The organism is Streptomyces diacarni (assembly GCF_003323715.1).
Taxonomy (GTDB): Bacteria; Actinomycetota; Actinomycetes; order Streptomycetales; family Streptomycetaceae; genus Streptomyces; species Streptomyces diacarni.
Window position 1 is genome coordinate 16,508 of sequence record NZ_QOIN01000045.1, and the last position, 14,457, is coordinate 30,964.

The 14,457-nt window shown below is 71.0% G+C and carries 13 protein-coding genes and 1 tRNA gene; 12 read left to right on the plus strand and 2 right to left on the minus strand.

What is annotated here, in order from left to right; all coding sequences use genetic code 11:
• Positions 1–4: 4 nt before the first annotated feature.
• A complete protein-coding gene (locus DTL70_RS16010; RefSeq protein ID WP_114022622.1) occupies positions 5–1,012 on the plus strand; it encodes an ABC transporter ATP-binding protein in 1,008 nt (335 codons plus the stop codon).
• Complete coding sequence (locus DTL70_RS16015; protein WP_114022623.1) at positions 1,009–1,725, plus strand: ABC transporter ATP-binding protein; 717 nt, start codon at positions 1,009–1,011, stop codon at positions 1,723–1,725. Before DTL70_RS16010 ends, DTL70_RS16015 begins: the two co-directional genes overlap by 4 nt.
• Before the next feature lie 71 nt (positions 1,726–1,796).
• Here the strand turns inward: DTL70_RS16015 and DTL70_RS16020 are convergent, their stop codons facing one another.
• Positions 1,797–2,480, minus strand: coding sequence for an ANTAR domain-containing response regulator (locus DTL70_RS16020; RefSeq protein WP_181860945.1), 684 nt, complete (start codon positions 2,478–2,480; stop codon positions 1,797–1,799).
• A 94-nt stretch (positions 2,481–2,574) separates the two neighbouring features.
• Between DTL70_RS16020 and DTL70_RS16025 the strand changes: the two genes are divergently transcribed.
• From DTL70_RS16025 to DTL70_RS16060, 8 genes are all read left to right on the plus strand, one after another.
• Positions 2,575–2,657, plus strand: a tRNA-Leu gene (locus tag DTL70_RS16025).
• 85 nt (positions 2,658–2,742) lie between these two features.
• Complete coding sequence (locus DTL70_RS16030; protein ID WP_114022624.1) at positions 2,743–3,546, plus strand: helix-turn-helix domain-containing protein; 804 nt, start codon at positions 2,743–2,745, stop codon at positions 3,544–3,546.
• A 43-nt stretch (positions 3,547–3,589) separates the two neighbouring features.
• Positions 3,590–6,142, plus strand: a complete 2,553-nt coding sequence (pepN, locus tag DTL70_RS16035) for an aminopeptidase N (RefSeq protein ID WP_114022777.1) — start codon at positions 3,590–3,592, stop codon at positions 6,140–6,142.
• Positions 6,143–6,301: 159 nt separating this feature from the next.
• Positions 6,302–7,912, plus strand: a complete 1,611-nt coding sequence (locus DTL70_RS16040) for a pyridoxal phosphate-dependent decarboxylase family protein (protein WP_114022625.1) — start codon at positions 6,302–6,304, stop codon at positions 7,910–7,912.
• 23 nt (positions 7,913–7,935) lie between these two features.
• Positions 7,936–9,330: a lysine N(6)-hydroxylase/L-ornithine N(5)-oxygenase family protein gene (locus DTL70_RS16045; protein WP_114022778.1), complete on the plus strand. Its 1,395-nt coding sequence runs from the start codon at positions 7,936–7,938 to the stop codon at positions 9,328–9,330.
• Positions 9,327–10,121, plus strand: a complete 795-nt coding sequence (locus DTL70_RS16050; protein ID WP_114022626.1) for an SIMPL domain-containing protein — start codon at positions 9,327–9,329, stop codon at positions 10,119–10,121. Before DTL70_RS16045 ends, DTL70_RS16050 begins: the two co-directional genes overlap by 4 nt.
• 151 nt (positions 10,122–10,272) lie before the next feature.
• Entirely contained in the window at positions 10,273–11,700 is a 1,428-nt protein-coding gene (pyk, locus tag DTL70_RS16055; RefSeq protein ID WP_114022627.1) for a pyruvate kinase, read from the plus strand.
• Positions 11,701–11,792: 92 nt separating this feature from the next.
• Complete coding sequence (locus DTL70_RS16060) at positions 11,793–11,984, plus strand: hypothetical protein (protein ID WP_114022628.1); 192 nt, start codon at positions 11,793–11,795, stop codon at positions 11,982–11,984.
• 16 nt (positions 11,985–12,000) lie between these two features.
• On the opposite strand, the gene DTL70_RS16065 is transcribed toward DTL70_RS16060, so the two are convergent.
• A complete protein-coding gene (locus DTL70_RS16065; RefSeq protein WP_114022629.1) occupies positions 12,001–12,354 on the minus strand; it encodes a chorismate mutase in 354 nt (117 codons plus the stop codon).
• A 123-nt stretch (positions 12,355–12,477) separates the two neighbouring features.
• Between DTL70_RS16065 and DTL70_RS16070 the strand changes: the two genes are divergently transcribed.
• A complete protein-coding gene (locus DTL70_RS16070) occupies positions 12,478–13,194 on the plus strand; it encodes a GntR family transcriptional regulator (protein ID WP_114022630.1) in 717 nt (238 codons plus the stop codon).
• 162 nt (positions 13,195–13,356) lie between these two features.
• Positions 13,357–14,400, plus strand: a complete 1,044-nt coding sequence (locus DTL70_RS16075) for an ADP-ribosylglycohydrolase family protein (RefSeq protein WP_114022631.1) — start codon at positions 13,357–13,359, stop codon at positions 14,398–14,400.
• Positions 14,401–14,457 lie beyond the last annotated feature (57 nt).

Genomic DNA, 14,457 nt, shown 5'->3' on the forward strand with positions numbered 1-14,457 from the left:
CCCCATGACGACACCCACCACCACGGCAGCCGACAACCCCGCACCCCGCGAGGCCGGCAGCGCCGTCCTCGACGCCTCAGGCGTGACCATGCGCTTCGGCGGCCTGACCGCCGTCCGCGACGTGAACCTCACCGTGCGCCCCGGAGAGATCGTCGGCCTCATCGGCCCCAACGGCGCCGGCAAGACCACCTTCTTCAACTGCCTCACCGGCCTCTACATCCCCACCGAGGGAACCGTCAGCTACAAAGGCACCGTCCTGCCCCACCGCTCCCACCTCGTCACCCAGGCAGGCATCGCCCGCACCTTCCAGAACATCCGGCTCTTCGCCAACATGACCGTCCTGGAAAACGTCCTCGTCGGCCGCCACACCCGCACCCACGAAGGCCTCTTCTCCGCCCTCGTCCGCGGACCCGGCTTCCGGCGCGCCGAACGCCACTCCGAAGACCGCGCCATGGAACTGCTCCGCTTCACCGGCCTCGCCGACAAACGCGACCACCTCGCCCGCAACCTCCCCTACGGCGAACAGCGCAAACTGGAGATCGCCCGCGCCCTCGCCAGCGAACCAGGGCTGCTCCTCCTCGACGAACCCACCGCGGGCATGACCGCCGTCGAGACCACCGCCACCCGCGAACTCGTCCTCGCCATCCGCGAACAGGGCACCGCCGTCCTCGTCATCGAGCACGACATGCGGTTCATCTTCAACCTCTGCGACCGCGTCGCCGTCCTCGTCCAGGGCCAGAAACTCGTCGAAGGCACCCCGGACATCGTCCAGAACGACGACCGCGTGATCGCCGCCTACCTCGGCACCCCCTTCGAAGGAGAACCCGGCGAAGCGGAAGCGGCCGAGGTCCGCGCGGCGGAAGAAGCGGAAGCCCGCGCCGCGGAAGAGGGCGGGATCCGCGCCGCCGAAGAGGGCGGGATCCGCGCCGCGGAAGAGACCGAGGCGGCAACCACCTCGCAGTCAGCGCAAGCCGACCAGCCGGCGGACGCCCCGGAAGGGAAGGCAGACTGATGGCCCTGCTCGAAGTCGAGGACCTGCGCGTCGCCTACGGCAAGATCGAAGCCGTCAAAGGCATCTCCTTCTCCGTCGAAGCCGGCGAGGTCGTCACCCTCATCGGCACCAACGGCGCCGGCAAGACCACCACCCTGCGCACCCTCTCAGGACTGCTCAAACCCCTCGCCGGAAAGATCACCTTCGAAGGACAGGTACTCAACGGAGTCGGCGCACACAAGATCGTCTCCATGGGACTGGCCCACTCCCCCGAAGGCCGACGCATCTTCCCCCGCCTCAGCATCGAGGAGAACCTCCAGCTCGGCGCCTTCCTCCGCAAGGACACCGACGGCATCGCCCGCGACATCGACAGCGCCTACGAACGCTTCCCCATCCTCGGAGAACGCCGCCGCCAAGCCGCCGGCACCCTCTCCGGCGGCGAACAGCAGATGCTCGCCATGGGCCGCGCCCTGATGTCCCGCCCCAGACTGCTCATGCTCGACGAACCCTCCATGGGCCTCTCACCGATCATGATGCAGAAGATCATGGCCACCATCAGCGAACTCAAATCCGCCGGCACGACCATCCTGCTCGTCGAACAGAACGCCCAGGCCGCGCTCTCCCTCGCCGACCACGGACACGTGATGGAGATCGGCAACATCACCCTCTCCGGCACCGGAGAGGAACTGCTGTACGACGAATCGGTACGCAAGGCGTACCTCGGCGAGGACTGAGCACGGGCACGGGCCGAGGGGACGCCCGCAAGCGCCCCCTCAGCCCGTGCCCGCTGCTGCCGCTACCGCCGCTACTGCTGCTTCTTGCGTTCCTCGCCGTCCGCGATGACCGCCTCGGCGACCTGCTGCATCGACAGCCTGCGGTCCATCGACGTCTTCTGGATCCAGCGGAACGCCGCCGGCTCCGTCAGCCCGTACTGCGTCTGCAGCACGCTCTTGGCCCGGTCCACCAGCTTCCGCGTCTCCAGCCGCTGGGCGAGGTCCGCGACCTCCTTCTCCAGCTCCCGCAGCTCCGTGAACCGCGAGACCGCCATCTCGATGGCCGGCACCACGTCGCTCTTGCTGAACGGCTTCACCAGGTAGGCCATGGCACCCGCGTCGCGGGCCCGCTCGACCAGCTCACGCTGGGAGAACGCGGTCAGCATCAGCACCGGCGCGATGCTCTCCTCGGCGATCTTCTCCGCCGCGGAGATGCCGTCGAGTACGGGCATCTTCACATCGAGAATGCACAGGTCGGGCTGGTGCTCGCGGGCCAGCTCCACGGCCCGCTGCCCGTCGCCCGCCTCGCCGACGACGGTGTAGCCCTCCTCCTCGAGCATCTCCTTGAGATCCATCCGGATCAGGGCCTCGTCCTCCGCGATCACGACCCGCCGCGTCGCCGGAGGCACGTGCGCGCCACCGCTCGTCTCGGCAGCCGCCTCCACGGGCTCTGCACTCTGGACACTCTCAGACTCGGGGACGTCCGCGGCGCTCACTGGGCTCCTCGTTTCCGCACAGGTGGGGTCCTCGACTTTACCCATTCCCACCCGGCAATGGTGACGGGGTATGCTCGCCCCGGCACGTAACCCAGCCGGGTTGATGGAACGGTAGACATGGTCCCCTCAAAAGGGATTGCTCGAAAGGGCGTGCGGGTTCGAATCCCGCACCCGGCACCCCAACAGGGCCTGGGTCACTCGTACGAGTGACCCAGGCCCTGTTTTCGTCCCCGCTCGGAACAGTCGGCGTGATGCTGCCCACATGCAAGCGCACGATCCTTTGAAAAGGGCACAAGTCATCGAACTGCGGCGGGACGGGATGTCCAACCGCCGGATAGCCGAGCGGCTACAGGTCCCCTATGGAACCGTCGGCTACTGGCTGCACAGGGAGCGGGTACGGCAAGGGGTCGTCACACCGCACCCGGGCCGTGACGGCCGGCAACGCGCGTGCCCACGCTGTGAGGGCCGGAGCTTCGACAAGCAGGCCTACGCCTACCTCCTCGGCCTCTACCTCGGCGACGGCCACATCATCCAGTACTCCGCTCACCGCGTACCCAGCCTCATGGTGGCCTGCGGCGACGCCTGGCCCGGCCTCATGGCGGAGTGCGAAAAGGCGATGCGCCGGGTGTTCCCCCACAACTCCGTGTGCCGGGTCCGCAGGACCGGATGCCACAACGTGAAGGTGTACTCCCAACACCTGTGGTGCCTCTTCCCCCAACACGGCTCCGGCAGGAAGCACGAACGCCCGATCGTCCTGGCCCGCTGGCAACAGGAGATCGTCGACGCCCATCCCTGGGAACTCCTTCGTGGCCTGGTCCACTCCGACGGCTGCCGCATCACCAACTGGACCACCCGCATGGTCGCCGGGCAGCGGAAGCGGTACGAGTATCCGCGGTATTTCTTCACCAACGTCTCCGAGGACATCAGAGCGCTCTACTGCCGCACCCTCGACCAGGTCGGAGTCGAGTGGAAGGTCACCAGGCGCGGCACGGTGCCGTACAACATCTCCGTCGCCCGCCGCCCCTCCGTAGCCCTCATGGACGCGCGCATCGGCCCCAAGTACTGACGCACCGGTGCCCACGGATCGCGTCTGGGGCACTATGGCGCCCATGGTCGTGTTGACGCGTGCGGAAGCGGAGAGCCGGGCTCGGGCGGTCAGGGTCGAGCGGTACGGGGTGGATCTGGATCTGACGCGGGGGGAGGAGGTGTTCGGGTCCACGACCGTGGTGCGGTTCACCGTGCTGGAGGCGGGGGCGGACACCTTCGTGGAGGTGCGGCCGACGCGGCTGGTGGGGGCCGAGCTGGACGGGCGGGCGCTCGATCCGGGCGAGCCGGCCGAGGGGCGGTTGCCGCTGCGCGGTCTGGCGGCGGGGGAGCACGAGTTGCGGGTCGAGGCGTTGATGCCGTACTCGCGGCTGGGTGAGGGCATGCACCGGTTCACGGATCCGGAGGACGGCAACGCGTACGTCTACACGATGTGCTGCGTGACGGACGCTCCGCTGGTGTTCGCGTGTTTCGACCAGCCGGATCTGAAGGCGTCGTTCGAGGTGTCGGTGACGGCGCCCGAGGAGTGGACGGTGCTGGGGAACGGGGTGGCGGCCCGTACGGGGGAGGGCGGGCGGTGGGAGTGTGCGCCGACGCCGCCGATCAGTACGTATCTGATGGCGGTGGCGGCGGGGCCTTTCCACTCGGTGCGCACGGAGCACGCGGGGTTGCCGTTCGGGCTGCATGTGCGCAGGTCGCTGGGGCCGTATCTGGAGGCGGACGCGGCGGAGCTGCTGGAGATCACGCGGCGCTGTTTCGACCGGTATCACGAGCTGTTCGACGAGCCGTATCCGTTCGACTCCTACGATCAGGCGTTCGTGCCGGAGTTCAACGCGGGGGCGATGGAGAATCCGGGTCTGGTGACGTTCCGGGACGAGTTCATCCACCGGTCGGCGGTCACGGACACGGAGCGGCAGACGCGCGGCATGGTGATCGCGCACGAGATGGCGCACATGTGGTTCGGCGATCTGGTGACGTTGCGCTGGTGGGACGACATCTGGCTGAACGAGTCGTTCGCGGAGTACATGGGGTATCAGGTGCTGAGCGAGGCGACGCGGTTCACGGACACGTGGACGGATTTCGCGGTGGCGCGGAAGAGCTGGGGTTACGACGCGGACGAGCGTCCTTCGACGCATCCGGTGGCGCCGGATCCGGAGGGGGTGCCGGACACGGCGACGGCGTTGGGCAACTTCGACGGGATCAGCTACGCGAAGGGGGCTTCGGCGCTGCGTCAGCTGGTGGTGTGGCTGGGTGAGCGGGATTTCCTGGCGGGCATCAACGATCATTTCGCGCGGCACCGGTTTTCGAACGCGACGTTGGGGGATTTCCTCGATTCGCTGGCGCGTGCCTCGAAGCGGGATGTGCGGGGGTGGGCGGAGTGCTGGTTGCGGACGACGGGTGTGGACACGTTGGTGCCGCGGGTGGGCGAGTCGGAGGACCGGCGCTGGTATGTGGATGTGGAGCATGTGGGCCGCCGTCCGCACCGGCTCGCGGTGGGGCTCTACGACCGGGCGCCGGCGGATGAGTCCCGGCTGGTGTTGCGGGAGCGGCTGGAGCGGGACGTGCCCGGGGACGGTGGCCGGTTGACGATGACGCTGGACGGGCCGCGTCCGGATCTCGTGCTGGTCAACGACCTGGATTTCACGTATGCGAAGGTGCGTCTGGATCCGGTGTCGTGGGGTTCGGTGCGGTCGGCGCTGTCGGGGTTGCCGGGGCAGTTGTCGCGTGCGGTGGTGTGGAACGCGGCGCGTGACATGGTGCGGGACGCGGAGTTGGGGCCGTTGGAGTACGTGCGAACGGCGCGGGAGCATCTGCCGTTCGAGTCGGACGACGCGGTGGTGCATGGGGTGTTGGCGTTCGCGCGGGGGCAGGCCGCGGACCGTTTCCTGACGGGTGAGGAGCGCAGCGAGGCGTTGGGGCTGCTGTCGGAGCTGTGCCGTGATCTGCTGTCGTCCACGTCGGGCGCGCCCGCGGGGACGGAGGCGTCCTCGGGGGCGGGTGGTGGTGCGGGCTTGCGCTTGACGGCTGCTCGGTACTTCATCGACTGTGCGACGTCGCCTGGGGAGTTGGCGGAGTGGTGGGCGGCGGGTGAGGTGCCCGGCGGGGGCCCGGCGCTGGATGTGGAGTTGCGGTGGCGGTTGCTGCTGCGGTTGTCGGTGCTGGGGGCGGTGGGTGTGGCGGACATCGAGGTGGCGCGGGCGGCGGACGCGGGGGCGCGGGGTGAGGAGGCGGCCGCGCGGTGCCGGGCGGCGCTGCCGGACGCGGGGGCGAAGGAGGCGGCCTGGGAGGCGATGTTCGGTCCTGGTGACGCGCTGTCGAACTATCTGTTCACGGCGACGGCGCAGGGTTTCTGGCAGCCGGAGCAGGCGGGGTTGCTGGCGGGGTTCCCGGCGCGGTACTTCGCGGAGGTGGTGCCGTTGGCGGCGCGGCGCGGTCCGGCGTTGGCCGAGGTGGCGGGGCGGTATGCGTTTCCGGCGGCGTTCGTGGACGAGGAGACACTGAGCCTGGGTGAGGAGTGTCTGACGCGGCAGGAGATGGTGCCCGCGTTGCGGCGCCGGCTGGAGGATCAGCTGGATGATCTGCGGAGGGCGTTGGGGGTGCGTACGGCGGTGGGGTGAGAAGGCAGGGCCGGGGAGGCGGGCTACCACCTTCGGGGGAAGTAGGTCGCGGATCGTGGGGTACGGGGCCGGGCTGCACGTAGGTTAGGTAGGCCTAACCAAGCGTGGTTGTCGGTGAGTTCGGCGGCCACCGTGTACCGAACGAAAGAGCCGTGCCCTATGTCTGCGTTCACCGTCGATGGCCTGCACGAGACCGCTCCCGGCGCCGAGGCGGGCGGTGAAGCGGACGTCGGTCTGCTGGCGGGTGGTGGTGGCGGGCCCGCCGCGCTCCGTCCGTTGCTGGGGACGGTGCTGGCGGCGTTGGAGCGGGGTGCCGTGGAGCGCGGGGGTCCGTTGCCTGCGGGTGGGCCGCGGGAGGTGTCGTGGCGGGTGCGGGCGGCGGCCGGTGCGGTGTTGCCCGAGGTGGGTGCGGGTGCGGGTGCGGCGCTGGACGCGCTGGTGGGTGCGGTGGCGGCGGGGGCGGCCGATCCGGCGGAGCCGTTGTGTGCGGCGCATCTGCACTGCCCGCCGTTGGCGGTGGCGGCGGCGGCCGATGTGGCGGCCAGCGCGCTGAATCCGTCGATGGACTCGTGGGATCAGGCACCGGCGGCCTCGACGCTGGAGGCGATGGTGTGCCGGGAGCTGGCCCGGCTGGTCTTCCCCGGTGCGGATGGCGCGGAGGCGGATGCCGGTGCCCGTTCCGGCCCGGGCACGGACGCGCTCGCGCACACGGACTCGGCCGCAGGCACGAACACGGGCACAGCCGCGAACACGGACACGGGCACGTACGCGGGTGCGGACGCGCTGGTGACGAGTGGTGGCACGGAGGCGAATCAGCTGGGGCTGCTGTTGGCTCGCCAGGCGGCTCGTGCCGCCGGCGGTCAGGTGCGGGTGGTGTGCGGGGCCAACGCGCATCACAGCGTGCACCGTTCGGCGTGGCTGCTGGGTCTGGCGCCGCCTTTGGTGGTGCCGACGCCGCGCGGGGTGTTGGAGCCCGCGGCGCTCAAGGCGGCGCTGGACGGGCTGGAGGGGGCGCCCGCGCTGGTCGTCGCGACGGCGGGGACGACGGACACCGGTGACGTCGATCCGCTGGCGGAACTCGTCGGGGTGGCGCGCGGTCACGGGGCGCGGGTGCACGTGGACGCGGCGTACGGGGGGCCGCTGTTGTTCAGTGAGCGGCTGCGGGGGCGGCTGGCCGGGCTGCGGTGGGCCGACAGCGTCTCGTTCGATCTGCACAAGTTGGGCTGGCAGCCGGTGGCGGCGGGGTTCTTCGCCGTTCCTGACGGGGCGGCGCTGCGTCCGCTGGAGCACTGTGCGGACTACCTCAACGCGGGTGACGACACGGAGGCGGGGCTGCCGGATCTGCTGGGGCGTTCGCTGCGGACGACGCGCCGTCCCGACGTGTTGAAGGTGGCGGTGTCGCTGCGGGCGCTGGGGCGTACGGGGATGGCGCGGCTGGTGGAGCGTACGTGTGCGGCGGCGGTTCAGCTGGCGGAGCTGGTGGCGGGCACGGTGGGGTTCGAGCTGTATGCGCGCCCCGCGCTCTCGACGGTGGTCTTCCGTCCGGTGGGCGGGGACGACGCGCTGGTGGCCGGGGTGCGCAGGCGGCTGCTGGAGCGGGGGCAGGCGGTGCTGGGCCGGGCTTCGCTGGGAGGCGGCCTGTGGTGGAAGGTGACGTTGCTGAACCCGCTGGTGGCGCCCAGTGATCTGGCGGCGCTGGTGAAGCTGGTGGAGGAGGCTGTGGAAGAGGCCGTGGCGGAGGAAGCCGCGGTGGAGGGGGCGGACGCGTGAGGGGGGCACGGGAGGCGGCGCGGGTGGCTGCCGCAAAGGAGCCGGAGCCGCTGGATGTGGCGGGGGTGGGGCTCGGCCCGTTCAATCTCTCGTTGGCGGCGCTGGGCGACGGGGTGCCGGGGTTGCGGGCGGCTTTCTTCGAGCAGCGGTCGTGTTTCCGCTGGCATCCGGGGCTGCTGATCGAGGGGGCGACGCTCCAGGTGCCGTTTCTGGCCGATCTGGTGACGTTGGCGGATCCGGCGAGCGAGTGGTCGTTTCTGCGGTTTCTGCGGGAGCGGGAGCGGTTGTTCCCCTTCTATTTCGCGGAGCGGTTCCACATCGAGCGCGCGGAGTACGACGCGTACTGCCGGTGGGTGAGCGAGAACGTTCCGGGGCTGCATTTCGGGCATCAGGTGGACGCGGTGCGCTGGGATGCGGGGCGGGGGCTGTTCGAGGTCGATTTCACGCAGGTGGACGCCCGGGGTGAGGCGGCGGCGCTGGGCAGGTCGTTCGCGCGGAATCTGGTGGTGGGCATCGGTACGGCTCCGTGTGTGCCGGAGGGGTTGCGGCCGCAGGCGGAGGACGCGGCGGTGCCGGTGTTTCACTCGGCGGAGTATCTGGCGCACCGGGAGGAGTTGGTCGCTGCGGAGCATGTGACGGTGGTGGGTTCGGGCCAGTCGGGTGCCGAGGTGTTCTTGGATCTGTTGCGGCGGCGTCCGGTGGGGCGTGAGGGGCTGCACTGGTTGACGCGCAGTGCGGCTTTCCAGCCGATGGAGTACAGCAAGTTGGGTCTGGAGCATTTCACCCCGGATTACACGCGCTATTTCCACGGTTTGTCCGAGCGGGTGCGGGAGGGGCTGGTGCCGCGCCAGGGGCAGTTGCACAAGGCGGTGGATGTGGAGACGTTGGCGGCGGTGCACGACGAGCTCTATCGCCGGGCGTCGGCGCTGGACGGCGGCTGGCCTGACGCGGTGCTCACTCCGGGGGTGCGGGTGTGTGCGGTGGAGGGTCCTGGCGGGGGGCGGTTGCGGCTGCGGCTCGACCACGCCGAGCAGGGTGAGCGTGCGTGTCTGACGACGGACGCGGTGGTGTTGGCGACGGGGTACGCGGAGCGTCCGGCGGACGGGTTGCTGGCGGCGCTGGACCCTTATCTGCGGCGGGACGGTGCGGGGCGGCCGCTGGTGGACGAGGAGTTTCGGATGGTGCTGGACCCCGCGGTGACGGGTTCGGTGTTCGTGCAGAACGCGGAGCGGCACACGCACGGGGTGGGTGCGCCCGATCTGGGGCTGGCGGCGCATCGCAGCGCGGTGATCCTGAACGCGTTGACGGGCCGTGAGTGTTATCCCCTGCCGGGGCGTACGGCGTTCACGACGTTCGGGTTGCGCGGTGGCCGTTCGGGGGCGGGTGCGGAGGGGCGGTCTGCCACAGTGGGCGTATGACTGAGATATCCGGTGGCCCGCTGTCGCCCGACTCGCCGTCGTCGTCCGGTTCCGAGCAGGGTGGGGGCGGCCCGGGTGGCCGGGCCGCCGGTTTCGGGGACGACGCGTCGGCCCTTCCGTACGGCACGCCGCAAGCGCCGCGGGTCGCGGTGCGCGGGGAGGCGAGTGTGGAGTTCGATCCGGAGTACGCGCGGATCGATGTGACGGTTTCCGCGCGCGGCACCGACCGGCGGACGGCGCTGGAGGATCTGACGCGGCGCAACGCGCGGGCGCTGGAGCTGGTGCGGGGGTACGGCGACGCGGTGGAGAAGCTGTCGACGGGCACGTTCAGTGTGCAGCCGCAGCTGAGCGACAAGAGCCGCAGGGAGCGGGTGCACGCCTATCAGGGGCGGGTGCGGCTGAATGCGACGGTCACGGATTTCACGGTGCTGGGTGAGCTGACGTCGCGGCTGGGGGATCTGGAGCTGACGCAGGTGGAGGGCCCGTGGTGGGGGCTGTGGCGGGACTCGCCCGCGCATCGTGAGGCGCGGCAGCAGGCGGTGCGGGAGGCGGTGACGCGGGCGCGCGAGTACGCGGAGGCGGTGGGTGCGGGCCTGGTGGCGCTGGTGGAGCTGGCGGATCTGGGTGCGGAGAACGCGGCGCCGCAGCTGCCGGCGGCGCCGGGAGCCTCCTTCCGCGGGTACGGGGGGCCGGCGGGGCCGCCGCCCGAGCTGGATCTGGAGCCGCAGCGGCAGACGGTGCGCGCTCAGGTGAACGCGCGTTTCGTGATGAGTGTGCCGCGTCTCGGCTGACGAGACGAGGAGCGTTTTCGGGTGCTCATCAGAGCGAACGCGCGCGCAATTTATTAGTTGTCTTCGGGGATCAATGTCCTTTCGGTAAAGGCCGGTTGGACAATTGCCGGGCGACGGAGCTGTACGCGTCGGTAACTCGTAGGGTCGAACTATGCGCCGAGCAAAGATCGTCAGCACCTTGGGACCGTCGACCGACTCGTACGAGCAGATCACGACGCTCGTCGAGGCGGGCATGGACGTCGCCCGGTTCAACATGAGCCACGGAACACACGCCGAGCACGAGGAGCGCTACCACCGGGTGCGCGCGGCCTCGGAGGAGACGCAGCGGAGTGTGGGGGTGCTGGCGGACCTTCAAGGTCCGAAGATCCGGCTGGGCCGTTTCCGGGAGGGGCCTGTACTCCTTGAACGGGGCGACGAGTTCGCGATCACCGTCGAGGAGGTCGAGGGCGACCGCTCGGTGTGCGGTACCACCTACGAGGGGCTGGCCGCCGATGTGACCGTCGGGGAGCGCATCCTGGTCGACGACGGCCGCGTCACCCTCGAGGTGACCCGCGTGGAGGGCACGGTCGTGCACACGCTGGTCGTCGAGGGCGGCATGGTCTCCGACCACAAGGGGCTCAACCTGCCGGGCGTCGCCGTCTCGGTGCCCGCGCTCTCCGACAAGGACGTGGCGGACCTGCGCTGGGCGCTGCGCACGGGCGCCGACATGATCGCGCTCTCGTTCGTGCGCAGCGGGCACGACGTCAAGGACGTGCACCGGATCATGGCCGAGGAGGGCCGGTGGCTGCCCGTCCTCGCCAAGGTGGAGAAGCCGCAGGCGGTCGCGAACCTGGAGTCGATCGTCGACGCCTTCGACGGCATCATGGTCGCGCGCGGTGACCTGGGCGTGGAGATGCCGCTGGAGCAGGTGCCGCTGGTGCAGAAGCGGGCGGTCAAGCTGTGCAGGCGGAACGCCAAGCCGGTCATCGTGGCCACCCAGATGCTGGACTCGATGATCGAAGCGTCCCGTCCGACGCGCGCCGAGGCCTCCGATGTGGCCAACGCGGTGATGGACGGCACCGACGCCGTGATGCTCTCCGGTGAGACGAGCGTGGGCAAGTATCCGACGGAGACGGTGCGCACGATGGGCCGGATCGTGGAGGCGGCGGAGGAGGAGATGCTCGCCAAGGGCCTGCCGCCGCTGACCGAGAGCAGCAAGCCGCGCACCCAGGGCGGCGCGGTGGCCCGTGCCGCCGCCGAGATGGGCGACTTCCTCGGCGCGAAGTTCCTGGTGGCCTTCACGCAGTCAGGCGACACGGTGCGCCGGCTGTCCCGCTACCGCTCCCCCATTCCCGTGCTGGCGTTCACGCCCGACCAGGCGACCCGCTCGCAGCTCAACCTGACCTGGGGCGTGGAGGCCTTCCTCGGCCCGACGGTGCAGTCCACGGACGAGATGGTGGACCAGGTCGACGAGATGCTGCTGAAGCTGGGCCGGTGCGACCGCGGCGACCTGGTCATCATCACCGCGGGCTCCCCGCCCGGTGTCCCGGGCTCCACGAATCTGGTGCGGGTGCACCGCCTGGGCGAGGAGGACTGCTGAGGGCGGTCCCCGCGCCGGGCGGCGAGAAGGACCGCTGAGCGGTCCCCGCCGCCGCGCCGGCCCCCCGCCCCGTCCGGCGTAGGGTCTGGCGCATGGATTCGAACGAGCCGCTGTTCAAGCACAATCCCCGCAGGGGCTTCAACCAGAACCGCCACGTCCTCAACTGGAAGAACCCGACGGGGCGGTTCCTGATCGTCCTGTTCTGGGTCGGGGCCGTCGTCATCGGGCTGCTGGCGCTCACGCACGCCGGGCCGTTCGCCCCGCCGCCCGAGTCGAGCCCCTGACGGGTTCCGCGCGGGCTCAGTCCGTCGCTGGGGCGTTCGCTCGCCCGCCGGGCGGGACGCCGTCGGCGATCTGCTCGTGGTGGCGGATGACCTCGGCGATGATGAAGTTGAGCAGCTTCTCCGCGAAGGCCGGGTCGAGTTTGGCGTCCTTGGCCAGGCCGCGCAGCCGTTCGATCTGGCGGGACTCGCGGGCCGGGTCGGCGGGGGGCAGGTCGTGGTCGGCCTTGAGCCTGCCGACGCGCTGAGTGCACTTGAAACGCTCCGCGAGCATGTGCACGACGGCCGCGTCGATGTTGTCGATGCTGTCCCGCAACGCGCCCAGCTCCGCCCGCACGGACGCCTCGGCCTGCTCGATATCGCTGCTGCTCATCGCCCGAGCTTAACCGTCACCCCCCTCGCGCGGCGCGCCCCGGGCCTGGCGTCCCAGGTGCTGGACAGGGCGGTGTGACTCACGGAACAGACAGGTTCGGACAGGTACATCTACGCTGCGGACATGTCCGAACAGGCACACAAGCACCACCGGGTGGCCCGCATCCTGAGCCGGGAGATCAGGGGCGGCGCCCTGCCGGACGGGAGCCGGCTGCCGGGTGAGCACGCGCTGACCGAACGGTTCTCCGTGAGCCGCTCGACCGTGCGGGCCGCCCTGCGTTCCCTCGCCGACGAGGGCCTGGTGCGCACCCACCCCGGCATCGGCTCCTTCGTCAGCTTCGACGGCGCCCCGCTGGACAACCGGCACGGCTGGAAACAGGCGCTGACCGAGCAGGGCGGCGTCACGCCGTCGACGACGGTGCTGCGCCTGGAGGCCGTACGCGACCCCGCCCTCGGCGCGGAACTCGGCCTGGGGAGCGACAGGTTCCTCGCCGTCGACCGGATGCGCTCCCTCGCGGACGGCGCGCGGGTCTCCCTCGAACGCAGCCGCGTGCCGCTCTCCCGGGGGCTGGAGGAGGTGCCGCGCACCGGCCTCGTCGACGGGTCGCTGACCGCGACCCTGGCCGCGGTCGGTCTCGTGGTCGCCTCCGGAGAGCAGCGGGCCACCGCCGTACCGCTGGACGCGGCCGACGCGGCCCAGTTGCGGCGGTCCGCAGGCACCTCGTTCCTGCGGGTCACCCGCATCGGGCGCTCCCCCGGGGGAGCCGTCCTCGAACACGTGGTCAGCCTGCTCGACCCCGCACGGTTCGAACTGCGCACCAGCTTCGGCGACCCCCACTGACCCCACAACCCACACGACGGACACGGCACCGCCCGACACCGCACGGAAGACCCGGCGGCGCCCGGCCCAGGACGACAGGCACCGCACAACCCCGACACCGGGCACAGCACAACAGGCACGGCACGACAGGCACGGCACGACCGAGAAGGACAGCGGCCCCTCATGCACCATCCCCCGCCCCCACCACACCACTCCGCCACCGACCGCGCGCTTGGCGCCCTGTGGGGGCTCGCCCTCGGAGACGCGCTCGGTATGCCCACCCAGATCATGTCCCGGCGCGCGATCGCGGCCCGCTTCGGCGAGGTCACCGGCTTCGAGGCGGGCCCGCCCGACAACCCGGTGGCGGCGGGGCTGCCCGCAGGGAGCATCACCGACGACACCGACCAGGCCCTCCTCGTGGGCCGGCTGCTGGCCGACGGCGGCGGTCGCATCGACCCGGAGGAGTTCGCCCGCGCCCTGCTGGCGTGGGAGAAGCAGATGAAGGCGAAGGGGTCCTTGGACCTGCTCGGGCCCTCCACGAAGGCGGCGCTGGACGCGGTCACGCGCGGGGTACCGGTCGCCGAGGCCGGCAGGTCCGGGACGACCAACGGTGCCGCCATGCGCGTCGCCCCCGTCGGCGTGGCCTTCGCACCGCGTCCCCTCGACGCGTTCCTCGACCGGGTCGTGGAGTCCTGCCAGGTCACCCACGACACCACCATCGGGATCGCCGCGGCGGCGGCCGTCGCCGCTGCGGTGAGCAGCGCGGTGGACGGCGCGACACTCGACGAGGCCATGGACGCGGCCGAGACCGCCGCGGCGGCGGGTGCCCGGCGCGGCCACTGGGCGGCGGGCGCCGACATCGCGACCCGTATCCGCTGGGCGCGGCGCACGGTGGCCGGAGTGCCCGAGGACGAGGCGGTCCGGCTGATCGGTTCGCTGATCGGTACCAGCGTCGCCAGCCAGGAGTCGGTGCCCGCGGCGTTCGCGGTGCTCACCCTGGCCGGTGACGACCCGTGGCGGGCCTGCGTGCTGGCCGCCAACCTGGGCGGTGACTGCGACACCATCGGCGCCCTGGCCGGTGCCGTCTCCGGCGCGGTGGCGGGCCTGAGCGGGCTGCCCTCCGACGCGGTGGGGACGCTGCGCAGCGTCAACGGGCTCGACATGGAGCCGCTCGCGGCCCGGCTGTTGGAGCTGCGCGGCACGCCCCCGCCCGCGGGCACCGCCTGAGGGCTCCGCAGTGCGCCGCCGTGCGGGCCCCCCGCATACGTATCGCCGGTCTTCGGA

What these genes read in the sequence shown, in the direction of transcription:
- DTL70_RS16030 (WP_114022624.1), top strand. Translation starts at nt 2,743, where the DNA reads ATGCAAGCGCACGATCCTTTGAAAAGGGCACAAGTCATCGAACTGCGG.
- DTL70_RS16050 (WP_114022626.1), top strand. Translation starts at nt 9,327, where the DNA reads ATGACTGAGATATCCGGTGGCCCGCTGTCGCCCGACTCGCCGTCGTCG.
- DTL70_RS16060 (WP_114022628.1), top strand. Translation starts at nt 11,793, where the DNA reads ATGGATTCGAACGAGCCGCTGTTCAAGCACAATCCCCGCAGGGGCTTC.
- pyk (WP_114022627.1), top strand. Translation starts at nt 10,273, where the DNA reads ATGCGCCGAGCAAAGATCGTCAGCACCTTGGGACCGTCGACCGACTCG.
- DTL70_RS16070 (WP_114022630.1), top strand. Translation starts at nt 12,478, where the DNA reads ATGTCCGAACAGGCACACAAGCACCACCGGGTGGCCCGCATCCTGAGC.
- DTL70_RS16040 (WP_114022625.1), top strand. Translation starts at nt 6,302, where the DNA reads ATGTCTGCGTTCACCGTCGATGGCCTGCACGAGACCGCTCCCGGCGCC.
- DTL70_RS16065 (WP_114022629.1), bottom strand. Translation starts at nt 12,354, where the DNA reads ATGAGCAGCAGCGATATCGAGCAGGCCGAGGCGTCCGTGCGGGCGGAG.
- DTL70_RS16010 (WP_114022622.1), top strand. Translation starts at nt 5, where the DNA reads ATGACGACACCCACCACCACGGCAGCCGACAACCCCGCACCCCGCGAG.
- pepN (WP_114022777.1), top strand. Translation starts at nt 3,590, where the DNA reads ATGGTCGTGTTGACGCGTGCGGAAGCGGAGAGCCGGGCTCGGGCGGTC.
- DTL70_RS16075 (WP_114022631.1), top strand. Translation starts at nt 13,357, where the DNA reads ATGCACCATCCCCCGCCCCCACCACACCACTCCGCCACCGACCGCGCG.